An 18453-nucleotide genomic window follows, 5' to 3' on the forward strand; every position below is an offset into this window, starting at 1 on the left:
GGCCCCTTCGGGTGGACGGCGATACGGTGCGGACGCCCTCAGGCCCCTGCGGAGAGCAGCTCGTCCGCCGGTCCGTTCACCGGCTGCGGGGTCCCGGTGAGGTCCATCACGAAGAGCGGGACACCGAGCCCGTCGGCGCGCGCCCTGGCGTCCTGCGCATACCCCGCCAGCGAGAAGAAGACGCCGGTCACCGATGTGTTGAGGGCGTTCAGCCAGAGACATTCGACGTCGCGCAGGGTGCTCGGCCGGGTGGTCGAGTCGACCTGGGCGATCAGTCCGGCGGCGCGCAGATCGATCCGGGACGAGGGCCTCTCCGCCGATATGACGACCTCGCGGTAGCCCAGCCACCGCAGATACATCGCGGCGGCCGTGACCGCGTCGCGGCCGGTGCGGATCGTCATCGGCCGGAAGGACGGGCGGGGGGCGGGCGCCGTGCGCGGCAGCGGGATGTGAGACGGCCGGACTCCGTCCGCAGGGTCGGCGCCGGCCGCCGCGACCGGGATCCGCAGCACCGTCCCGCACGGGCAGCACAGCTCCGGCTGCGGCCACTGGTCATGGCGTCCGCAGGCGCGGCAGCGCACGGTCACCCAGTCGTCGTCCCAGGTGCGGTGCGTGATCGGCTCGGGCGCGGCGCCGCGCAGCATCGGGGCGGCGGTGGGGGCCCCGCACGGGCACGGGTAGACCGGTGTGAGGTACGCGTGCTCGCGGCGGCAGGCCGGGCAGCGTACCGGCACGGACTCCACCATGGCCTCCCTCCGGCACCGCTGCCGCCCCGGTGCCTGTCTTCGGGCACATCGCTCCGTGGCCGTCACCGTCCGACCGCGCCCCGCGCCCCCATGCTCCATCACGAGTGGGGCGTGGGGGAGTGACTTGGAGGATTCGCGGCCGTTCCGGCATCGCGTGGCAGCGGGCCCGGCGCCCTCTCTTGACGGCCGAGCGACGGCCGCTTAGATTGCTTCCGTATAGCAGAAATGAACTTCCGTAATACGGAATTGGCGCTCTCAGGTGGCGCGACAGAGCCCGACTCCACCAGGTCCGAGCAGGAGTACTCAAATGCCTCGAATGACCGCTGCCCGAGCGGCAGTTGAGATCCTCAAGCTGGAAGGCGTCACCCACGCGTTCGGCGTGCCGGGAGCGGCCATCAACCCCTTCTATGCGGCGCTCAAGGCCGGTGGTGGCATCGACCACACCCTGGCCCGCCATGTCGAGGGCGCGTCGCACATGGCCGAGGGCTACACCCGGAGCAGGGCCGGCAACATCGGCGTCTGCATCGGTACGTCGGGACCCGCCGGCACGGACATGATCACCGGGCTCTACTCGGCGATCGCCGACTCCATCCCGATTCTCTGCATCACCGGCCAGGCGCCGGTGGCCAAGCTCCACAAGGAGGACTTCCAGGCCGTCGACATCGCGTCGATCGCCAAGCCGGTGACCAAGGCCGCGACGACCGTCCTGGAGGCGGCGCAGGTGCCCGGCGTCTTCCAGCAGGCCTTCCACCTGATGCGCTCGGGCCGCCCGGGTCCGGTCCTCATCGACCTGCCCATCGACGTCCAGCTGACCGAGATCGAGTTCGACCCGGAGACGTACCAGCCGCTGCCCGTCTACAAGCCGGCCGCGTCCCGCGCCCAGATCGAGAAGGCGATCGACTTCCTGCTCGCCGCCGAGCGCCCGGTGATCGTCGCCGGTGGCGGCATCATCAACGCCGACGCCTCCGAACTCCTCGTCGAGTTCGCCGAGCTGACCGGTACCCCGGTCATCCCGACGCTGATGGGCTGGGGCATCCTCGCCGACGACCACGAGCTCAACGCCGGGATGGTCGGCCTCCAGACCTCGCACCGCTACGGCAACGCGAACTTCCTGGAGTCGGACTTCGTCCTCGGCATAGGCAATCGCTGGGCCAACCGCCACACAGGCGACCTGGCCGTCTACACCAAGGGCCGGAAGTTCGTCCACGTCGACATCGAGCCCACCCAGCTCGGCAAGATCTTCCCGCCGGACCTCGGTATCTCCTCGGACGCCAGGGCCGCGCTGGAACTCTTCGTCGAGGTGGCCAAGGAGCTCAAGGCCGCGGGCAGGCTGCCGGACCGCAGCGCCTGGGCCGCCTCCACCCAGGAACGCAGGGCGAAGCTGCAGCGCCGCACCCACTTCGACCAAGTGCCGCTGAAGCCGCAGCGGGTGTACGAGGAGATGAACCGGGCCTTCGGACCGGAGACCCGCTACGTCACCACGATCGGCCTCTCCCAGATCGCCGGTGCGCAGATGCTGCACGTCTACCGGCCGCGCCACTGGATCAACTGCGGCCAGGCCGGCCCGCTCGGCTGGACCATCCCCGCCGCGCTGGGTGTCGCCACCGCCGACCCCGAGGGCCAGGTCGTCGCGCTCTCCGGGGACTACGACTTCCAGTTCATGCTGGAGGAACTGGCCGTCGGCGCGCAGCACAACATCCCGTACGTCCATGTCCTGGTGAACAATTCCTACCTGGGGCTGATCCGCCAGGCACAGCGCAACCTGGACATCAACTTCCAGGTCAACCTGGAGTTCGAGAACATCAACTCCCCGGAGCTGGGCGTCTACGGCGTCGACCATGTCAAGGTCGTCGAGGGGCTGGGCTGCAAGGCGATCCGGGTCACCGAGCCGGACAAGCTTCTGCCCGCGTTCGAGGAGGCCAAGAAGCTGGCCGCCGAGTTCCGAGTCCCGGTGGTCGTCGAGGCGATCCTGGAGCGCGTCACCAACATCTCGATGAGCGGCGCCGGGATCGACGCCGTGAACGAGTGGGAGGACATCGCCACCGAGCCGGGTCACGCCCCGACGGCGATCCGCCCGTTCGTGGCGAGCTGACGCACCACTCCTCGGCATGTCTCCCAGGTGGGGGCGGATCACCGGAACCCGGTGATCCGCCCCCACTTCCCGTCCTGGCCGGGGCGAACCCGGCCGACGCCCCTACCCGTAGTACTTGAGAGCTATATGGAAGGTGTCCTCCACGGATGGACGCCGACCACACGGTCTGCTCCCTAGCTTCTGTACCGGAAGCACGACGGACATCCGGTACGGAAGGACCACCCACCTATGGCGCCCCGCCAGCCCAGGATCCGCCCGCGCACGCGCCGCCTCCTCACGAGCCGCCCGCGCGGCGCCCGTACCCTCCTCGCCGCCCTCGTCATCGCCGCGGTCGCCGTGCCCGTCTCGGGTGCGGCACGCCCCTCCGCCGTCCCGGCGCCCGCTCCCGCCGCCCTCGCCCCGCTGCGCGCGACCCCCGCCGCCCTGGCCGTGCGATATGCCGTCAACCGAGGCTCCATCCAGGCGGCCGAACGGATGGCCACCGGCCACGGCGACCGGAAGCGGGCCGCAGCGCTGCGCGAACTGGCCGACCCGGAGCGCCACTTCCTCTCCTTCGACGGCCGCGACGGCGGACGCAGCGTCGAGGTCTTCGGTGATCTGTCCACGGCACGCCGGATCGCGGTGCTGGTCCCGGGCGCGGGCATCGGTCTCGACAAGTACTGGCGGTTGCGGGCCGGCGGTGTCGCGCTCCGGCGGGAGCTCGGCGACGGATCGGCAGTCATCGGCTGGCTCGGGTACGCAACGCCGGCCACGGTGAGCCCGGAAGCGGTGACCCCCGGCCTGGCCGAGCATGCCGCCCCCGAACTGCGCGCATTCCTGCATGAGTTGAAGAGGTCCAAGCCGTCCGCCCGGATCGCGCTGCTCTGTCACTCCTACGGCTCCGTCGTCTGCGCCGAGGCCGCGTCCGGTCTGAAGGTCTCGGACATCGTCCTGTACGGCAGTCCCGGCACCGGCGCGCACAGCGTCGCAGCGCTGCACACCCCGGCCACCGTCTGGGCGGGCCGGGGCGGCAGCGACTGGATCACCCACGTACCGCACGCACAGCTCCGACTTCCGTTCGTCACCCTCGGGTTCGGGACCGACCCGGTCTCGCCCGAGTTCGGCGCCCGGCACTTCGCGGCGGGCGACGGCGGCCACAGCGACTACCTGAAGCCCGGCTCCTTGTCCCTGAAGAACCTCGCCCGGATCGTCTCCGGCCGGACCCCTGCCGAGGAGGGCCGTCATGCGTGAACTCGTCCGGCGGATCGACGCAGCCACCCCGCCCGACCGCGACCGGGCCGTCGACGCCCTGCGCGCTCTCGCCATCCTGGGCGTGGTGCTCGGCCACTGGCTTGTCACCGCCCTGATCGCCGACACCGGCACGGTGCGCGCCGCCAGCCCCCTCCAGCACATGCCCGAACTGATCCCGGTCTCCTGGCTGTTCCAGACCCTCGCGGTCTTCTTCCTCGTCGGCGGACAGGTGGCGGCGACGAGCTACGCCTCCGCCCGCGCCCGCGGCACCACGTACGGGCAGTGGCTCGGCGCCCGGACGCTCCGGCTGTTCCGGCCGGTCGCCGCCGTGCTGGTGGTGTGGACCGTGATCGCGGGCACGCTGCTCGCCTCCGGGGTGGGCACGGAGACCGTGCACGCACTGCTCAAGCTGGTCCTGTCACCGCTCTGGTTCCTGCTCGTCTTCGCGGCGCTGACCGCGGTCACCCCACTGGTCTCCAGGCTCCATCCGCTCTGGCCGCTCGCCGTGGTGCTCCATGTCGACCTGATCCGGTTCGGACTGGGCGGACCCGCCTGGCTCGGCTGGATCAATGTGGCGGCCGGCTGGCTGGTCCCCTACTGCCTGGGTGCGACCTGGGCCCGCGGCGGCCTTCAGAGCCGGGCGACCGGATGGCTGCTGCTGCTCGTCGGGGCCACCGCCACCATCGGACTCGTCCTCTGGGCCGGCTACCCCGCGTCCATGGTCGGGGTGCCGGGCAGCAGGATCTCCAACCTCGACCCGCCCACCCTCGCGGCCGTGGCCTTCGGTCTCGCCCAGTGCGGTGCGGCCCGGCTGCTGCTCGGTCCGCTGCGGCGGGTCCTGCGCCGCCCCGCGGCCTGGGCGGCGGTGGCGCTGGTCAACCTCTCCGCGATGACGATATTCCTCTGGCACCAGACCGCGATGATGGCGGTCACCGCCATCGGCCTGCTCCCCGGAGAGGCGCTGCCCGGACTGCACACTGTGCCCAGGGATTCGGGCTGGGTGTTCGCCCGTCTGGTGTGGCTGCCGGTGTTCGCCGTGGCGCTGCTGGTCTGCTGGGCGGCGTTCCGTAAGTACGAGGAGGGACGGCCCCGAAGCGAGAAGGGCCGGATCGTCCGCGAGAACCGTCCCACCAGGACCTCGGTGATGCGCCGTGCCTGAGAGAGGAGATCGCAACATGGGAGTCCGATCGGCTCGCGGCGTCGGATGCGATGCATCGCAAATAGGGTGGTCCGAATGACGTGGAAACCGGTGGGGGACAAGGAGCGGGTGATGGCCGCCCTGCGGAGGGCGCCTCGCGCCCTGCTCGAGGATCTGACGGCGCCCGCCGACCCGCTGCCGGACATGGGCCGGCCCGGATGGCCGGTCTGGCGGCCGGTGTTCGGGATGCTGCTGGTCATCTGCGCGACCTTCCTCACCGTGGTCCATGTGAACGAGATGAGTCCGGGGGACGGTGGCGGCATCCCCACGTACGGGGTGGTGCTGGGCTCCGCCCAGGGGGCGGCGCTCGTCGCCGTGATGTTCCGCCCGGTGCCGGCCTGGTGGGCGTCGACCGTCCTCATGGTCGTCACCGTGCGGCTCTCCGAGCCCGATATGAGCCGTGACCAGTTGTTCCCATGGAGCGTTCCCGGGCTCGCGTTCCAGTGCGGGGCGCTCTTCCTGCTGGCGCTGCGGGTCCCGCCCCGCCGTGCGGCCGGGGCGTTGGTGATCACTCTCCTCGCCGGACTGTCCTGCACCCTCTTCACCACCATGCCGCACCACTACGTCATCTACCGCTCCACTCCGGTCCTGATCGCCGCCGTGGTGCTCGGCGCCTCGCTGCGCGGTCTGCGGGTGGCCCGCACCCAGCTCGTCGTCCAGGAAGAGCTCACCGCCGGTGAGCGGGCCCGGCGCACCCTCCTGGAGGAGCGCAACCGGATCGCCCGCGAGCTGCACGACGTGGTCGCCCACCACATGTCGGTGATCTCCATCCAGGCGCAGGTCGCCCCGCACCTGGTCGAGAACCCGTCCGAGGAGCTCCGGGAGAACCTCGCGGGCATCCGGCAGAATGCCGTCGAGGCTCTCACCGAACTGCGCCATGTGCTCGGCGTGCTCCGGTCCGAGGACGCCCTGTCGCAAGGGGTGAGGCATACCCCTCAGCCCACCCTCGACCGGCTCGACGAACTGGTCGCCAATGTGCGCGCCGCGGGGCTCACGGTCACCACCGCCACCACCGGTGCGCCGCGCCCGCTGCCGCCCGGTGTCGAGCTGTCGGCCTTCCGGATCATCCAGGAGGCGCTCAGCAACGCGATGAGGCACGCCCCCGGCGCGCAGGTGCGGGTGGAGACGGCCTACAGGACGACCGGGCTGACCGTCCGCATCACCAACACCGCGCCCGACGGGGCGCCCGCGCGCTCGCAGTCCATGGGACACGGACTGCTGGGGATGCGCGAACGCGCTGCCATGCTGGGCGGCGAACTCGCGGCCGGGGCGACCCCGGACGGCGGCTACGAGGTCACGGCTATCCTGCCGGTGAGCGCCCCTGCCCTGGCCGCCGAACCTGCCGAGGAAACCCCGTGACGACCATTCGCGTACTCATCGCCGACGACCAGATGATGGTTCGTCAGGGTTTCACGGTGCTGCTCAACGCCGAACCCGGCATCGAGGTCGTCGGTCAGGCGGTGGACGGCCTCGACGCCGTCGCCAAGGTCGCCGAACTCGCCCCGGACGTCGTCCTCATGGACGTCAGGATGCCGGTGCTCGGCGGTATCGAGGCGACCCGCCGCATCACCTCACCGCCCGGAGCCCGGGTCAAGGTGCTCATCCTGACCACCTTCGATCTCGACGAGTACGTGTACGAGGCGTTGCGTGCCGGCGCGTCCGGCTTTCTCCTCAAGGACGCATCGGTCGAGGAACTGGCCCATGCGGTCAGGGTGGTGGCGGCCGGTGACGCGCTGCTCGCCCCGAACATCACCAAGCGGCTGATCGTGGAGTTCTCCCGGATGACCGCCGCCCCCCGGGCCCCGCTCAAGGACCGTATCGGTGACCTGACGGAACGCGAGACCGAGGTGCTGTCCCTGATCGCACAGGGTCTGTCGAACGCGGAGATAGCCCAGTTGCTGGTGGTGGCGGAGCAGACCGCGAAGACCCATGTGAGCCGGATACTGGCCAAGCTGGGGCTGCGCGACCGGACGCAGGCGGCGGTCTTCGCCTACGAGACGGGCCTGGTGCGACCGGCCGGCTACTGACGTGCAGGCGAAAGGGCGGGGGCACGGGATCACCGTTCCCCCGCCCGGCATGGTGACCGCCCGACGGCGAGAGGCCGGCGTGACCGTTTCGACTCCGCCGCCGGGCGGAGTTCTGCAGGCTGAGAGGCTGGTTGTCGCACCGGGACCGCGGCGGCGGGCGATGGGCGGCCGGGTCCGCTCTCTCTCAGGTCGAGAGCGGCCGACGGCTGCCTGCACCACCGCACTGGCTCGCACGCCGCCGCGGTCCTCGGTCACGTCCGTCCCGCCGGACACCCCTCAGGGCCGGCCGGACGGACAGCGCAGGACAGATGACCTCCCGTCATCTCTCTTGCGCGGTCTTGGTGTTCCAGGAAGTTCTAGTCCTCGCGCAGGGCGCGGACCGCTTCCTCGACGCGCTTGCCGTAGTCGGTGTCGGCGGCGTGGAAGTGGGCGAGGTTCTTCTCGATCACGTCGTCGCGGGTGACCTGGGAGAGGCCCCCGGCGATGTTGGCGACCAGGCGGCCCTTCTCGTCCTCGGACATCAGCCGGTAGAGCTCGCCCGCCTGGAAGAAGTCGTCGTCCTTGGTGTGGGCGGGCGCCGCGTGGGTGCCGGTCCAGCCGTGGATCGCCAGCGGGGCGGAAAGCGCCGCGTCGGTCTGGGCGGGGCCCGCATACGAGTTGGGCTCGTAGTTCTTGTCGTGGCGCGTACCGTTGCGGGTGGCGTGGAGACCGTCACGGCCGTAGTTGTCGACGACAGCCGTCCGCGGCGCATTCACCGGGAGGTGGGTGTGGTTGACGCCCAGCCGGTAGCGGTGCGCGTCGGCGTAGGCGAACAGGCGGCCCTGGAGCATCTTGTCCGGGGAGGGGCCGATGCCGGGCACGAAGTTGTTCGGGGAGAACGCGGCCTGCTCGACCTCGGCGAACACATTGTCCGGGTTGCGGTCCAGGACCAGCCGGCCCACGCGCTGCAGGGGGTAGTCGCTGTGCGGCCACACCTTGGTGAGGTCGAACGGGTTGAAGCGGTAGTCGGCGGCCTCGGCGGCCGGCATGACCTGCACGTACAGGGTCCAGGACGGGTTCACGCCCCGCTCGATGGCCTGCAGCAGGTCCGTCTGGTGCGAGGTGCTGTCCTTGCCCGCGAGTTCGGCGGCCTGCTCGCTGGAGAGGGAGCGCACGCCCTGGTTCGTCTTGAAGTGGTACTTGACGAAGAAGGCCTCGCCCTCGGCGTTCGTCCACTGGTAGGTGTGCGAGCCGTAGCCGTTCATGTGGCGGTACGAGGCAGGAATGCCCCGGTCGCCCATCAGCCAGGTCACCTGGTGCGTCGCCTCGGGGGCGTGGGCCCAGAAGTCCCAGACGTTGTCCGGCTCCTGACGGCCGGTGAACGGGTCACGCTTCTGCGAGTGGATGAAGTCGGGGAACTTGATCGGGTCCTTGATGAAGAAGACCGGGGTGTTGTTGCCGACCAGGTCGTAATTGCCCTCGTCCGTGTAGAACTTGAGGGCGAAGCCGCGCGGGTCGCGTACGGCGTCGGCGCCGCCGAGCGAGTCGGCGACCGTCGAGAACCGGATGAACGTCTCGGTGCGCTTGCCGACGGCGGAGAGGAAGTCGGCCCGGGTGAAGCCGGTGACGTCGTCGGTCACCTCGAAGTAGCCGTACGCGCCGGAACCGCGGGCGTGGACCACGCGCTCTGGGATGCGCTCCCGGTTGAAGCGCGCGAGCTTCTCCAGCAGGTGCTGGTCCTGGAGGAGGATCGGGCCACCGACGCCGGCGGTGGCGGAGTTCTGGTTGTCGGCGACCGGGGCGCCTGACTCGGTCGTAAGCACACGCTGCGTCATGGTGTCGGGGCGACCTTCCGTACGGGAGCTGCTGAACTGCTACGCCCTGGGGGCTCCAGGAGCGTAGGTACGCTCCGAACCAGACGTCAACAGTTTGTTGAAATTGGGAGTGAGGTGTTCCGGATGGTGCCGACGCCTGGGCGCGACAGGACAGGTGTCAGCGCCGACACCATCCGGAAGTCTGTGGGGCGGCGGGTCAGGCCTGGACGGGCCGACCCGAGAGGCGCTCGACCGCGAGCAGCAGGGCCGAGTGGTCCAGGCCGCCGTCGCCCTGCGCGCGGAGCGAGGCGACGAGCTGGGCGACCACGGCCCCGACGGGGAGCGCGGCACCGACATTACGGGCGGCGTCGGTGACGATGCCCATGTCCTTGTGGTGCAGATCGATCCGGAAGCCCGGCGCGAAGTCGCGCCCCAGGAAGTTGTCCTTCTTGCGGGTCAGCACCGTCGAGCCGGCCAGTCCGCCGTTCAGCACGTCGAGCGCGGCCGCGAGGTCGACCCCGGACTTCTCCAGGAAGACGACGGCTTCGGCGCAGGCCTGGATGTTGACTGCGACGATCAGCTGGTTGGCAGCCTTCACCGTCTGGCCGGAGCCGTGCGGGCCGCAGAGCACGATCGTCTTGCCGAGCGCCTGCAGGATCGGCTGCGCGGCGTCGAAGTCGGCCTGCTCGCCGCCGACCATGATCGACAGCACGGCTTCGATCGCACCGGCCTCGCCACCGGAGACCGGGGCGTCCAGGACCCGGATGCCCTTCTCCTTCGCGTTCTTCGCGAGGTCCACGGAGGTCTGCGGGGTGATCGAGGACATGTCGATCAGCAGGGCGCCCGACCTGGCGTTCGCCAGGATGCCCTCGGGGCCGTACGCGATGGCCTCGACGTGCGGGGACGCGGGCACCATCGTGATGACGACATCGGCGTCCCGGACCGCCTCGGCGATCGAACCCGCGCCGTGCCCGCCGGCCGCGGCCAGCCGGTCGATCTTGTCCTGCTCCAGGGTGTATCCGGTGACGTCGTAACCGGCCTTGATCAGGTTCTCGGACATGGGGGAGCCCATGATGCCGAGTCCGATCCACGCAACCTTGGGGAGGTTGTTGCTCATGAGGGGTGCCTTCCTGAAACGTGTGTACGAGGGGGAGTCCGACGGCCTCAGCGGGCCGCTCGGGCCTCGGCCGGGAGCCATGCGAAGGACTCGACGCTCGGCTGGTCGCCGGGCTTGTACTCCAGGCCGACCCAGCCGTCGTAACCGGCCTTCGTCAGCTCGTCGAGGAGCTGCTCCAGCGGCAGGGAGCCGGTGCCCGGCGCGCCGCGCCCGGGGTTGTCGGCGATCTGGACGTGACCGGTCCGGTCGGCGTACGCGGAGATGACCTGGCTCAGGTCCTCGCCGTTCATCGACAGGTGGTACAGGTCCAGCAGGAACTTCGTATTGCCGAGCCCCGTCGCGGCGTTGACCTTGTCGACGACCTCGATTCCGGACGGTGCGCTCACCAGTGGGTAGCGCGGCGACTCCGGCTTGTTCAGGGTCTCGATCAGCAGGACCGCTCCGATCCGGTCGGCCGCGCGGGCGGCCAGGGCCAGGTTCTCCAGAGCGAGCTCGTCCTGCACGGCCGGGTCCACGCCGTCGACGCGGTTGCCGTAGAGCGCGTTGAGCGCCTTGCAGCCGACCGAAGCGGCGAAGTCGGCCGCCACCTCGATATTGGCGCGGAAGCGGTCCGACTCCGGGCCGGGCACGGAGAGTGCGCCGCGGTCGGGTCCGGGCAGCTGTCCGGCGTAGAAGTTCAGCCCCACCAGCTGCGTGCCCGCGTCGTCGAGCGCCTTCTTGAGGGCGTCGAGTTCGCTCTGCGGCGGGGTGGGGGTCTCGATCCAGGGCCACCACAGCTCGACCGCCGTGAAGCCCGCCGCGGCAGCGGCGGCGGGGCGCTCCAGGAGCGGGAGTTCCGTGAAGAGGATCGAAAGGTTCACATCGAAGCGCTGGTCCGGGTATCCCATGAGGGTCAGGCGCTCCTTCCGTATTGCGGAAGTTAGTTTCTGCTTAACGGAAGATTGCCCGGGGAGTGGAGTGGCTGTCAAGGGGGTGACCGGAATTCGGGCCGGTCAAGGGCTCGTCCGGACATGCGCAGGTCGGGCCGGACGCCTTCCGGTCGTCTGCCCTCCGGCTGCTCTCCGCCTTCCGGGCTCGTCGGCGCAAGGGCCCGGGCGCCCCTTGCGGCGGTGATCGCGGCAGGACACTGTGGCTGGCACAGCCGCCGCCGATCTTCCGAGGTGCCCCGCATGACCGCCCCCACCAGTCGCCGCACCCTTCTCGGAGCGCTCCTGGCGGGTGCCGCTCTCACCACCGCGCCGGCCCCGCCCACGACGGCCCGCCCCGCGAGCCGACGGGAGACCTCTGCCGTCCCGGACCGACGGTCCGGGACGCTCCTCCTGGGGACGTACACCTCGACCGCCGGAGGGGGCACGGGGATAGGTGTGGCCCGGTACGACCGGTCGGCGGCCGGGAGGATCACCGGGCGTACCACCGTCACCGGCGTCGACAACCCCTCGTACCTCGCCATGCACCCCTCCGGCACCACGGTCTACGCCGTCGATGAGCAGGAGCAGGGCGGCGTGACCGCCGTGGCCCTCGCCGCGGACGGGACCTTCCGGGTGCTGGGCACCCGCTCCACCGGCGGCGCAGGCCCCTGCCATCTCTCCGTCCACCCGTCCGGGCGGTGGCTGCTGAGTGCCAACTACGCCTCGGGCAGTGTCGCCGTCCACCCGATCGCCGCCGACGGCTCCCTGGGGGAGCGCACCGCTCTGGTCGCCCACGCGGCCCCGTCCCCCGGCCCCGGCCAGGACGGACCTCACGCCCATCAGATCGTCACCGCCCCCGACGGCGGCCATGTCCTCGCCGTCGACCTGGGCAACGACACCGTGTACACCTACCGGCTCGATCTGCGCCGGGGCGCGCTCCACCAGGTCTCGTACGCGCTCCTGCGCCCGGGTGCAGGACCGCGCCACCTGACCTTCCACCCCGGCGGCCGTTTCGCCTATCTCGCCTGCGAGGTCGACAACACCGTCGTCGTCTGCGGTTACGACCCCGCGACCGGCACCCTCACCCCGGGGACCCCGCAGGCCACCGGAACGGGCCCGGGCACCAGCTATCCCGCCCAGCTCCTGGTCACCGGCGACGGCCGTTTCGCCTACCTCGCCAACCGCGGGCACAACAGCCTGACCCGCTACGCGGTCGAGGGCGGCGGGGCGGCGCTGCGGCTGATCGACACGGTGCCGGTGGGCGGTGACTTCCCCCGGCACATCGCCTTCTCGCCGGACGGGGGCCTGCTCTTCGCCGCCAACCAGAGGTCCGGGACGGTGACGGTCTTCGCGGTCGACCGGGCCGACGGCGGGCTGCGCCGCACCGGTACCCCGTTCGTCGCTCCGGCGGCCGTCTGCGTGCTGCCGCTCGGGTTCCGGCGCGGCTGATCCGAACGAGAAACCCCAGTGGTCCGTTAGGGTCGGGGCCGAGCCGCGGGCCCCCGGGTGCGGCGAGCACATGATGGAGGCACAGTGCGCTTGAGAGTGGAGTTCACCACCGAGCCCTTCGATCTCGACGAGGCGCCCGCCCACGCGGTGGTGGCCCGCGAGGTGATCCAGACGGCCGAGCTGGACGCCGTGGATGTCGGCCCCTTCGGCAATACGGCGGAGGGCGGCGCCGACGCGGTGCTCACCGCGGTGGACTCCCTGCTGCGCAAGGCCCTGGAGTCCGGTGCCACCCGGGTATCGCTCCAGGTCAACGTCATCGGGGAGGACTCGAAGTGACCGAACCCGCGGACCACCCCCTCGTCGCCGCGGTCAAGCCGCTCGTCGACGCCATGGGCGCCGAGCTGGTCGGGCCCGAGGACGCCCGGACCGACGACGTGGTGCTGGCCTGGGAGGGCGAGGACGTCATGGCCGTACGGCTGCCGCAGCTCTCGGACTCGCTCGACCACATCCTGGCCGCCATGGAGCGGCGGCACGGCATGCCACTGGCCGAGCTGGACCGTAAGACCAAACAGTCGGTCGTACGGACCCTGGAGGCACGGGGTGCCTTCTCGGTGCGGCACGGCGTGGAGACGGTGGCGGGGGCGCTGGGGGTCAGCCGCTTCACCGTCTACAACTATCTGAACCGGGAAAATGCCGCCAAAGGTGAGTAGTTGAGCGAAGACCGCGGAAGCACGCGGAAGGCCGTCGCCCGGATCGTCGGGCGACGGCCTTCGGCGTTCGCGGAATTTCAACAAAGTGTTGACGTGGTGTTGTGGAGGGCGTTAGCTATCCGCAGCCCGACCAACGCACAGCGAAAAAAGCCACGGAGGCTCCCGTGACTCTGAGCTCCACACCGGGCCTCGCCCGGTTCAATACTCTGGCGGACGGCCAGGCCACCACCGCGTTGCACGAGGTGTGTGCCAGTGCGGCATGGGGGAGAGCGATCCTCTCCCGGCGCCCGTACGCCACCGCAGAAGCCCTTCTCGCCACCAGTGATGCCGTCACGGCCGAGCTGAGCCGCGAAGATCTGGCCGACGCGATGGCCGGTCACCCCCCGATCGGCCGCCCGGCCCCCGGGGACCCGACCTCCTCCCGCGAACAGCGGGGGATGGCCGACGCCACCGAGGAGCTCAAGGCCGAGATGCTCGAACTGAACCTGGCCTACCAGGAGCGGTTCGGACATGTCTTCCTGATCTGCGCCACCGGTGCCACCGGAGAGCAGATGCGCGACGCGGTGAAGTCCCGGATCGGGAACTCGCCCGAGCAGGAGCGCGAGATCGTGCGCACCGAGCTGGGCAAGATCAACCGCATCCGGCTGACCCGCCTCGTAACCGAAGGAGAGTGACGGTCTTGAGCACCGACACCACCGCATCGGTGTCCACGCACATCCTGGACACCAGCATCGGCCGCCCCGCCGCAGCCGTCGCCGTCACGCTCGCCGCCCGCAGTGGCAGCGACGCGCCGTGGGTGACGCTCGGCGGCTCCGCGACCGACGCGGACGGGCGATGCAAGGACCTGCCGGCGCTGCCGGAGGGCACCACCCATGTACGTCTCGACTTCGAGACCGAGGCGTACTTCTTCAACAAGCAAGCCGAGGCGCAGCAGGACGCCCCCCGCGTAAGGGACAGCGGTGCGTTCTTCCCGGAAGTGGCGATCACCTTCGCCGTCGTACCGGGCGAGCACTATCACGTACCGCTGCTGCTCAACCCGTTCGGCTACTCCGTATACCGAGGGAGCTAGCAGACATGCCCACGATTCTCGGCCAGAACCAGTACGGCAAAGCAGAGAACCGCGTCGTCAAGATCACGCGGGATGGCGACACCCACCACATCAAGGACCTGAACGTCTCGGTCGCCCTCTCCGGCGACATGGACGACGTCCACTACTCCGGCTCCAACGCCAACGTCCTGCCGACCGACACCACCAAGAACACGGTGTACGCGTTCGCCAAGGAGTACGGCATCGAGTCCGCCGAGCAGTTCGGCATCCACCTCGCCCGCCACTTCGTCACGTCGCAGGAGCCGATCCATCGGGCGCGCATCCGTATCCAGGAGTATTCCTGGGAGCGCATCGCCACCTCGGACAACAACTCCAAGTTCATTGGCTCGGACGAGGTCAACCACTCCTTCGCCCGCAAGGGCCAGGAGGTGCGCACCACCCAGATCACCTACGACGGTGAGAGCTGGCAGGTCATCTCGGGACTCAAGGACCTCACGGTCATGAACACCACCAACTCGGAGTTCTGGGGTTACGTCAAGGACAAGTACACGACGCTCAAGGAGGCGTACGACCGCATCCTGTGCACCGATGTCGCTGCCGCCTGGCGCTACAACTGGACCAGCGACGGCGATCGGATGCCCAACTGGGAGAAGTCGTACGCGCAGGCCAAGAAGCACATCCTGCAGGCCTTCGCCGAGACGTACTCCCTCTCGCTGCAGCAGACCCTGTACCAGATGGGGTCAAGGGTGATCAACAGCCGCAGCGAGATCGACGAGATCCGCTTCTCCCTGCCGAACAACCACCACTTCCTGGTGGACCTGGAGCCCTTCGGTCTCAAGAACGAGACCGCCGACGGCGCTGTCTACTTTGCGGCCGACCGCCCGTACGGACTCATCGAGGCCACCGTGCTGCGGGACGGCACCGAGCCGCAGATCCCGGTCGACATGACCAACCTCTGACGCGGCCCTAGGCCGGTCCCCGCCCGCCGACGGGCGGGGACCGGCCGACCCGGAGGGAAACCCCATGGCACAGCCTGCAACGGGCCCGGCAGCAGACGGCCCCTGTACCGCATCACCGGAGAACGCCGTCCATCCGGTGGACGAAAAGCTTTCCCCCTCGCGGCTCGTCCCCGCCGCGCTCCAGCACATCGCCGCCATGTATGCGGGCGTCGTCACCCCTCCGCTCATCATCGGCCAGGCCGCCGGCCTGGACCCGGCCGGAATGACCCGGTTGATCGCGGCCAGTCTGCTGATCGCCGGACTCGCCACCCTCCTGCAGACGCTCGGCATCGGCGGCGTCGCGGGAAACCGGCTGCCGTTCGTCAACGCCGCGTCCTCCGCCGGCATCGCCCCGATGCTCGCCATCGCCGAGACCAGCGCCCCCGGCCACCGACTCCCGGCGATCTACGGGGCGGTGCTCGTCGCCGGAGCCTTCTGTCTGGCCGTCGGACCCTTCTTCGGGCGGCTGCTCCGCTTCTTCCCGCCGCTCGTCACCGGCGTCGTCATCACCCTCATCGGCGTCACCCTGATGCCGGTCCCGGTCTCCTGGGCGCAGGGCGGTGACAAGGAAGCCGCCGACTTCGGCGCCATGAAGTACTTGGCGCTGGCCGCCTTCACCCTTGCCGTCATCCTGCTCATCCAGCGATTCGGGCGCGGCTTCGTCAAACAAGTCGCCCTGCTCTTCGGCCTGTTGATCGGAACGCTGGCCGCGATCCCGTTCGGGCTGGCCGACTTCTCCGCGCTGAGATCCGCACCGCTCGCGGCCCTGCCGGCGCCCTTCGCCTTCGGTGCCCCCGAGTTCAAGCCCGCCGCCATCCTGTCCCTCTGCATCGTCATGCTGGTCCTGATGACGGAGTCCTCGGCCGGCATGCTGGCGCTCGGCGAGATCTGCGACCGGCGCACCGACGGGCGGACCATCACCCGCGGCCTGCGCACCGACGGCATCGCCACCCTGCTCGGCCCGGTCTTCGGCGGCTTCCCGACGAGCGCGTTCGCGCAGAACGTCGGCGTGGTGTCACTGACGAAGGTACGCAGCCGCTACGTCGTGGCCGCCGCGGGCGGAGCACTGATCGTCCTGGGCGCCTTCCCCGTCCTCGGCGCGGTCGTCTCCCTCGTCCCGATGCCCGTGCTCGGTGGCGCCGGAATCGTCCTGTTCGGCTCGATCGCCGTCAGCGGCATCCGTACGCTCTCCGAGGCCGGACTCGACGACAGCTCCAACATCATCCTGGTCGCCGTGGCGCTCGGCGCGGGCATCATCCCGCTCGCCGCGCCCGCCTTCTACGCCGGATTTCCGTCCTGGGCGCAGACCGTGCTGGGTTCCGGGATCAGTGCGGGAGCGCTCGTCGCGGTCCTGCTCAACCTGTTCTTCCACCATCTCGGCACCCACAGCCGCACGGCTGTGGCACTCAAATCCTCCTAGGGTCCTGCCGTGCCCACCTCATCACAGAGAGAAGAAGGAAGCGCCATGGCAGCCCCTGATCGTGTGGAACGCATCGTCATCGAGAACTGTTCGATCGCGACCGTCGACGCCGACGACACCGAGTACGCCTCGGGCCATGTCGTCGTCGCGGGCAACCGCATCGAGCACGTAGGCGCCGGCCGGGCCCCCGAGGGGCTGGAGAACGTCGTGCGACGCATCGACGGCGCCGGGCACCTCGTCACCCCCGGCCTGATCAACACCCACCACCACTTCTACCAGTGGATCACCCGGGGCCTGGCCACCGACCACAACCTCTTCGACTGGCTGGTCGCCCTCTACCCGACCTGGGCGCGCATCGACGAGCCGATGGTCCGCGCCGCGGCGCAGGGCTCGCTCGCGATGATGGCCCGCGGCGGTGTCACCACCGCCATGGACCACCACTACGTCTACCCGCAGCGCTCCGGCGACCTGTCCGGCGCCATCATCGGAGCCGCCCGCGACATGGGCGTACGGTTCACCCTCGCCCGCGGCTCCATGGACCGCAGCCAGAAGGACGGCGGGCTGCCGCCGGACTTCGCCGTCGAGACGCTCGACGGTGCGCTCGCCGGCACCGAGGCGACCATCGACGCGCACCACGACGGCTCCTTCGACTCCATGACGCAGATCGCCGTCGCACCCTGCTCGCCCTTCTCCATCTCCACCGAACTGCTCCGCCAGGGAGCCGAGCTGGCCCGCCGCCGCGGGGTCCGGATGCACACCCACGGCTCGGAGACCGTGGAGGAGGAGAAGTTCTGCCACGAGCTGTTCGGGATGGGCCCCACCGACTACTTCGAGTCGACGGGCTGGCTCGGCGACGACGTATGGATGGCCCACTGCGTCCATATGAACGACTCCGACATCGCCGCGTTCGCCCGCACCGGCACCGGCGTCGCGCACTGCCCGTCCTCCAACGCCCGCCTCGCGGCAGGCATCGCCAGGGTCCCCGACATGCTGGCCGCGGGTGTCCCCGTCGGGCTCGGTGTCGACGGCACCGCCTCCAACGAGTCCGGTGAACTCCACACCGAGCTGCGCAACGCCCTCCTCATCAACCGCCTCGGCGCCCATCGGGAAAAGGCACTGAATGCCCGTCAGGCCCTGCGTCTGGGAACGTACGGTGGCGCCCAGGTCCTCGGCCGCGCGGACCAGATCGGGTCACTGGAGGTCGGCAAGCTCGCCGACCTGGTGCTCTGGAAGCTGGACACGCTCGCGCACGCCTCCATCGCCGACCCGGTTGTCGCGCTCGTCTTCGGCGCCGCCGCCCCCGTCACCCTCTCCCTCGTCAACGGGAAGACGGTCGTCGAGGGCAACCACCTGACCACGGTGGACGAGGACGCCATCGCCCGCGCCACCCGCGACGAGGCTCGCCGCCTCGCGCAGATCGCCGCCGGGGCCTGACGGCTCGGGGGCACCTCCCCCAGAACGGCCGGCCGGAGGGGGACGGCCCTCGGCCGGCCGCCGTGGACCCGAGCGGGGTCCACGGCAGCCGGTCCGGGGGGCCCCCCCCCCCCAGTGCGGGGTGGGCGGGCCGGGGGGCCCACCAGGCGCCCCCCCCGGCCCCCCGGCCCCCCCCGGCCCACCCCGCCCCGGCGCGGGGGCGCCTCGCCCCCCCCCCCCCCCCCCCAGCCCCCCCGGGGGGCACACAGAGCGGCCCCGGCGCGCGGGGGCGGCCGGGCCCTCC

General features: G+C 70.4%; 17 protein-coding genes. 13 read left to right on the forward strand and 4 right to left on the reverse strand.

Annotated features, from left to right (window positions below; translation table 11 throughout):
* Positions 1-38 precede the first annotated feature (38 nt).
* Positions 39-743, reverse strand: coding sequence for a hypothetical protein (locus ACFU8W_RS17900; RefSeq protein WP_384037834.1), 705 nt, complete (start codon positions 741-743; stop codon positions 39-41).
* Between the two features lie 310 nt (positions 744-1053).
* Between ACFU8W_RS17900 and gcl the strand changes: the two genes are divergently transcribed.
* The 5 genes from gcl (at position 1054) to ACFU8W_RS17925 (ending at position 7293) form a co-directional block, all read left to right on the forward strand.
* Positions 1054-2838 carry a glyoxylate carboligase gene (gene gcl / locus ACFU8W_RS17905; protein ID WP_384037773.1) on the forward strand — a complete coding sequence of 595 codons (1785 nt, stop codon included), beginning with the start codon at positions 1054-1056 and terminating at the stop codon, positions 2836-2838.
* Positions 2839-3066: 228 nt separating this feature from the next.
* Positions 3067-4068, forward strand: coding sequence for an alpha/beta hydrolase (locus ACFU8W_RS17910; protein ID WP_384037776.1), 1002 nt, complete (start codon positions 3067-3069; stop codon positions 4066-4068).
* On the forward strand, positions 4061-5227 hold the full coding sequence (locus ACFU8W_RS17915) for an acyltransferase (protein ID WP_384037779.1): 1167 nt from the start codon (positions 4061-4063) through the stop codon (positions 5225-5227). The genes ACFU8W_RS17910 and ACFU8W_RS17915 overlap by 8 nt, the downstream gene beginning before the upstream one ends.
* Before the next feature lie 75 nt (positions 5228-5302).
* A complete protein-coding gene (locus ACFU8W_RS17920) occupies positions 5303-6625 on the forward strand; it encodes a sensor histidine kinase (RefSeq protein ID WP_384037782.1) in 1323 nt (440 codons plus the stop codon).
* Positions 6622-7293, forward strand: a complete 672-nt coding sequence (locus ACFU8W_RS17925) for a response regulator (protein ID WP_384037785.1) — start codon at positions 6622-6624, stop codon at positions 7291-7293. The genes ACFU8W_RS17920 and ACFU8W_RS17925 overlap by 4 nt, the downstream gene beginning before the upstream one ends.
* Positions 7294-7649: 356 nt before the next feature.
* Here ACFU8W_RS17925 and ACFU8W_RS17930 read toward each other — a convergent pair whose 3' ends face one another.
* The 3 genes from ACFU8W_RS17930 to ACFU8W_RS17940 form a co-directional block, all read right to left on the reverse strand.
* The gene (locus tag ACFU8W_RS17930; protein WP_384037788.1) at positions 7650-9107 is read right to left on the reverse strand and encodes a catalase; all 1458 of its coding nucleotides are present in this window, start codon (positions 9105-9107) and stop codon (positions 7650-7652) included.
* A 196-nt stretch (positions 9108-9303) separates the two neighbouring features.
* Positions 9304-10203 (reverse strand): 2-hydroxy-3-oxopropionate reductase, encoded by a 900-nt coding sequence (locus tag ACFU8W_RS17935; protein WP_345511464.1) that lies wholly within the window; start codon positions 10201-10203, stop codon positions 9304-9306.
* Between the two features lie 47 nt (positions 10204-10250).
* Positions 10251-11090 (reverse strand): TIM barrel protein, encoded by an 840-nt coding sequence (locus ACFU8W_RS17940; protein ID WP_384037791.1) that lies wholly within the window; start codon positions 11088-11090, stop codon positions 10251-10253.
* Between the two features lie 282 nt (positions 11091-11372).
* On the opposite strand from ACFU8W_RS17940, the gene ACFU8W_RS17945 reads away from it, so the two are divergent.
* The 8 genes from ACFU8W_RS17945 to ACFU8W_RS17980 all read left to right on the forward strand — a co-directional run bounded on the left by ACFU8W_RS17945 (position 11373) and on the right by ACFU8W_RS17980 (position 18170).
* Positions 11373-12560 (forward strand): lactonase family protein, encoded by a 1188-nt coding sequence (locus ACFU8W_RS17945; RefSeq protein WP_384037794.1) that lies wholly within the window; start codon positions 11373-11375, stop codon positions 12558-12560.
* A gap of 84 nt (positions 12561-12644) precedes the next feature.
* On the forward strand, positions 12645-12896 hold the full coding sequence (locus tag ACFU8W_RS17950; RefSeq protein WP_037692010.1) for a hypothetical protein: 252 nt from the start codon (positions 12645-12647) through the stop codon (positions 12894-12896).
* On the forward strand, positions 12893-13270 hold the full coding sequence (locus tag ACFU8W_RS17955; RefSeq protein WP_345511461.1) for a helix-turn-helix domain-containing protein: 378 nt from the start codon (positions 12893-12895) through the stop codon (positions 13268-13270). Before ACFU8W_RS17950 ends, ACFU8W_RS17955 begins: the two co-directional genes overlap by 4 nt.
* Positions 13271-13434: 164 nt before the next feature.
* A complete protein-coding gene (gene uraD / locus ACFU8W_RS17960; protein ID WP_384037798.1) occupies positions 13435-13944 on the forward strand; it encodes a 2-oxo-4-hydroxy-4-carboxy-5-ureidoimidazoline decarboxylase in 510 nt (169 codons plus the stop codon).
* Positions 13945-13949: 5 nt separating this feature from the next.
* Positions 13950-14339, forward strand: a complete 390-nt coding sequence (gene uraH / locus ACFU8W_RS17965) for a hydroxyisourate hydrolase (RefSeq protein ID WP_266749620.1) — start codon at positions 13950-13952, stop codon at positions 14337-14339.
* 5 nt (positions 14340-14344) lie between these two features.
* The gene (pucL, locus tag ACFU8W_RS17970) at positions 14345-15277 is read left to right on the forward strand and encodes a factor-independent urate hydroxylase (RefSeq protein WP_384037801.1); all 933 of its coding nucleotides are present in this window, start codon (positions 14345-14347) and stop codon (positions 15275-15277) included.
* Positions 15278-15341: 64 nt separating this feature from the next.
* Positions 15342-16736 carry a nucleobase:cation symporter-2 family protein gene (locus tag ACFU8W_RS17975; RefSeq protein WP_384037804.1) on the forward strand — a complete coding sequence of 465 codons (1395 nt, stop codon included), beginning with the start codon at positions 15342-15344 and terminating at the stop codon, positions 16734-16736.
* 45 nt (positions 16737-16781) lie between these two features.
* Complete coding sequence (locus tag ACFU8W_RS17980; protein WP_384037807.1) at positions 16782-18170, forward strand: 8-oxoguanine deaminase; 1389 nt, start codon at positions 16782-16784, stop codon at positions 18168-18170.
* The last annotated feature ends 283 nt before the right edge of the window (positions 18171-18453 follow it).

It is taken from the genome of Streptomyces sp. NPDC057565, assembly GCF_042801455.1.
GTDB lineage: Bacteria > Actinomycetota > Actinomycetes > Streptomycetales > Streptomycetaceae > Streptomyces > Streptomyces yanii.

Excerpts from the sequence above, each read along its gene's own strand:
- gcl (WP_384037773.1), top strand. The coding sequence starts at position 1,054 with ATGCCTCGAATGACCGCTGCCCGAGCGGCAGTTGAGATCCTCAAGCTG.
- ACFU8W_RS17910 (WP_384037776.1), top strand. The coding sequence starts at position 3,067 with ATGGCGCCCCGCCAGCCCAGGATCCGCCCGCGCACGCGCCGCCTCCTC.
- ACFU8W_RS17915 (WP_384037779.1), top strand. The coding sequence starts at position 4,061 with ATGCGTGAACTCGTCCGGCGGATCGACGCAGCCACCCCGCCCGACCGC.
- ACFU8W_RS17920 (WP_384037782.1), top strand. The coding sequence starts at position 5,303 with ATGACGTGGAAACCGGTGGGGGACAAGGAGCGGGTGATGGCCGCCCTG.
- ACFU8W_RS17930 (WP_384037788.1), bottom strand. The coding sequence starts at position 9,107 with ATGACGCAGCGTGTGCTTACGACCGAGTCAGGCGCCCCGGTCGCCGAC.
- ACFU8W_RS17935 (WP_345511464.1), bottom strand. The coding sequence starts at position 10,203 with ATGAGCAACAACCTCCCCAAGGTTGCGTGGATCGGACTCGGCATCATG.
- ACFU8W_RS17940 (WP_384037791.1), bottom strand. The coding sequence starts at position 11,090 with ATGGGATACCCGGACCAGCGCTTCGATGTGAACCTTTCGATCCTCTTC.
- ACFU8W_RS17945 (WP_384037794.1), top strand. The coding sequence starts at position 11,373 with ATGACCGCCCCCACCAGTCGCCGCACCCTTCTCGGAGCGCTCCTGGCG.
- pucL (WP_384037801.1), top strand. The coding sequence starts at position 14,345 with ATGCCCACGATTCTCGGCCAGAACCAGTACGGCAAAGCAGAGAACCGC.
- ACFU8W_RS17975 (WP_384037804.1), top strand. The coding sequence starts at position 15,342 with ATGGCACAGCCTGCAACGGGCCCGGCAGCAGACGGCCCCTGTACCGCA.
- ACFU8W_RS17980 (WP_384037807.1), top strand. The coding sequence starts at position 16,782 with ATGGCAGCCCCTGATCGTGTGGAACGCATCGTCATCGAGAACTGTTCG.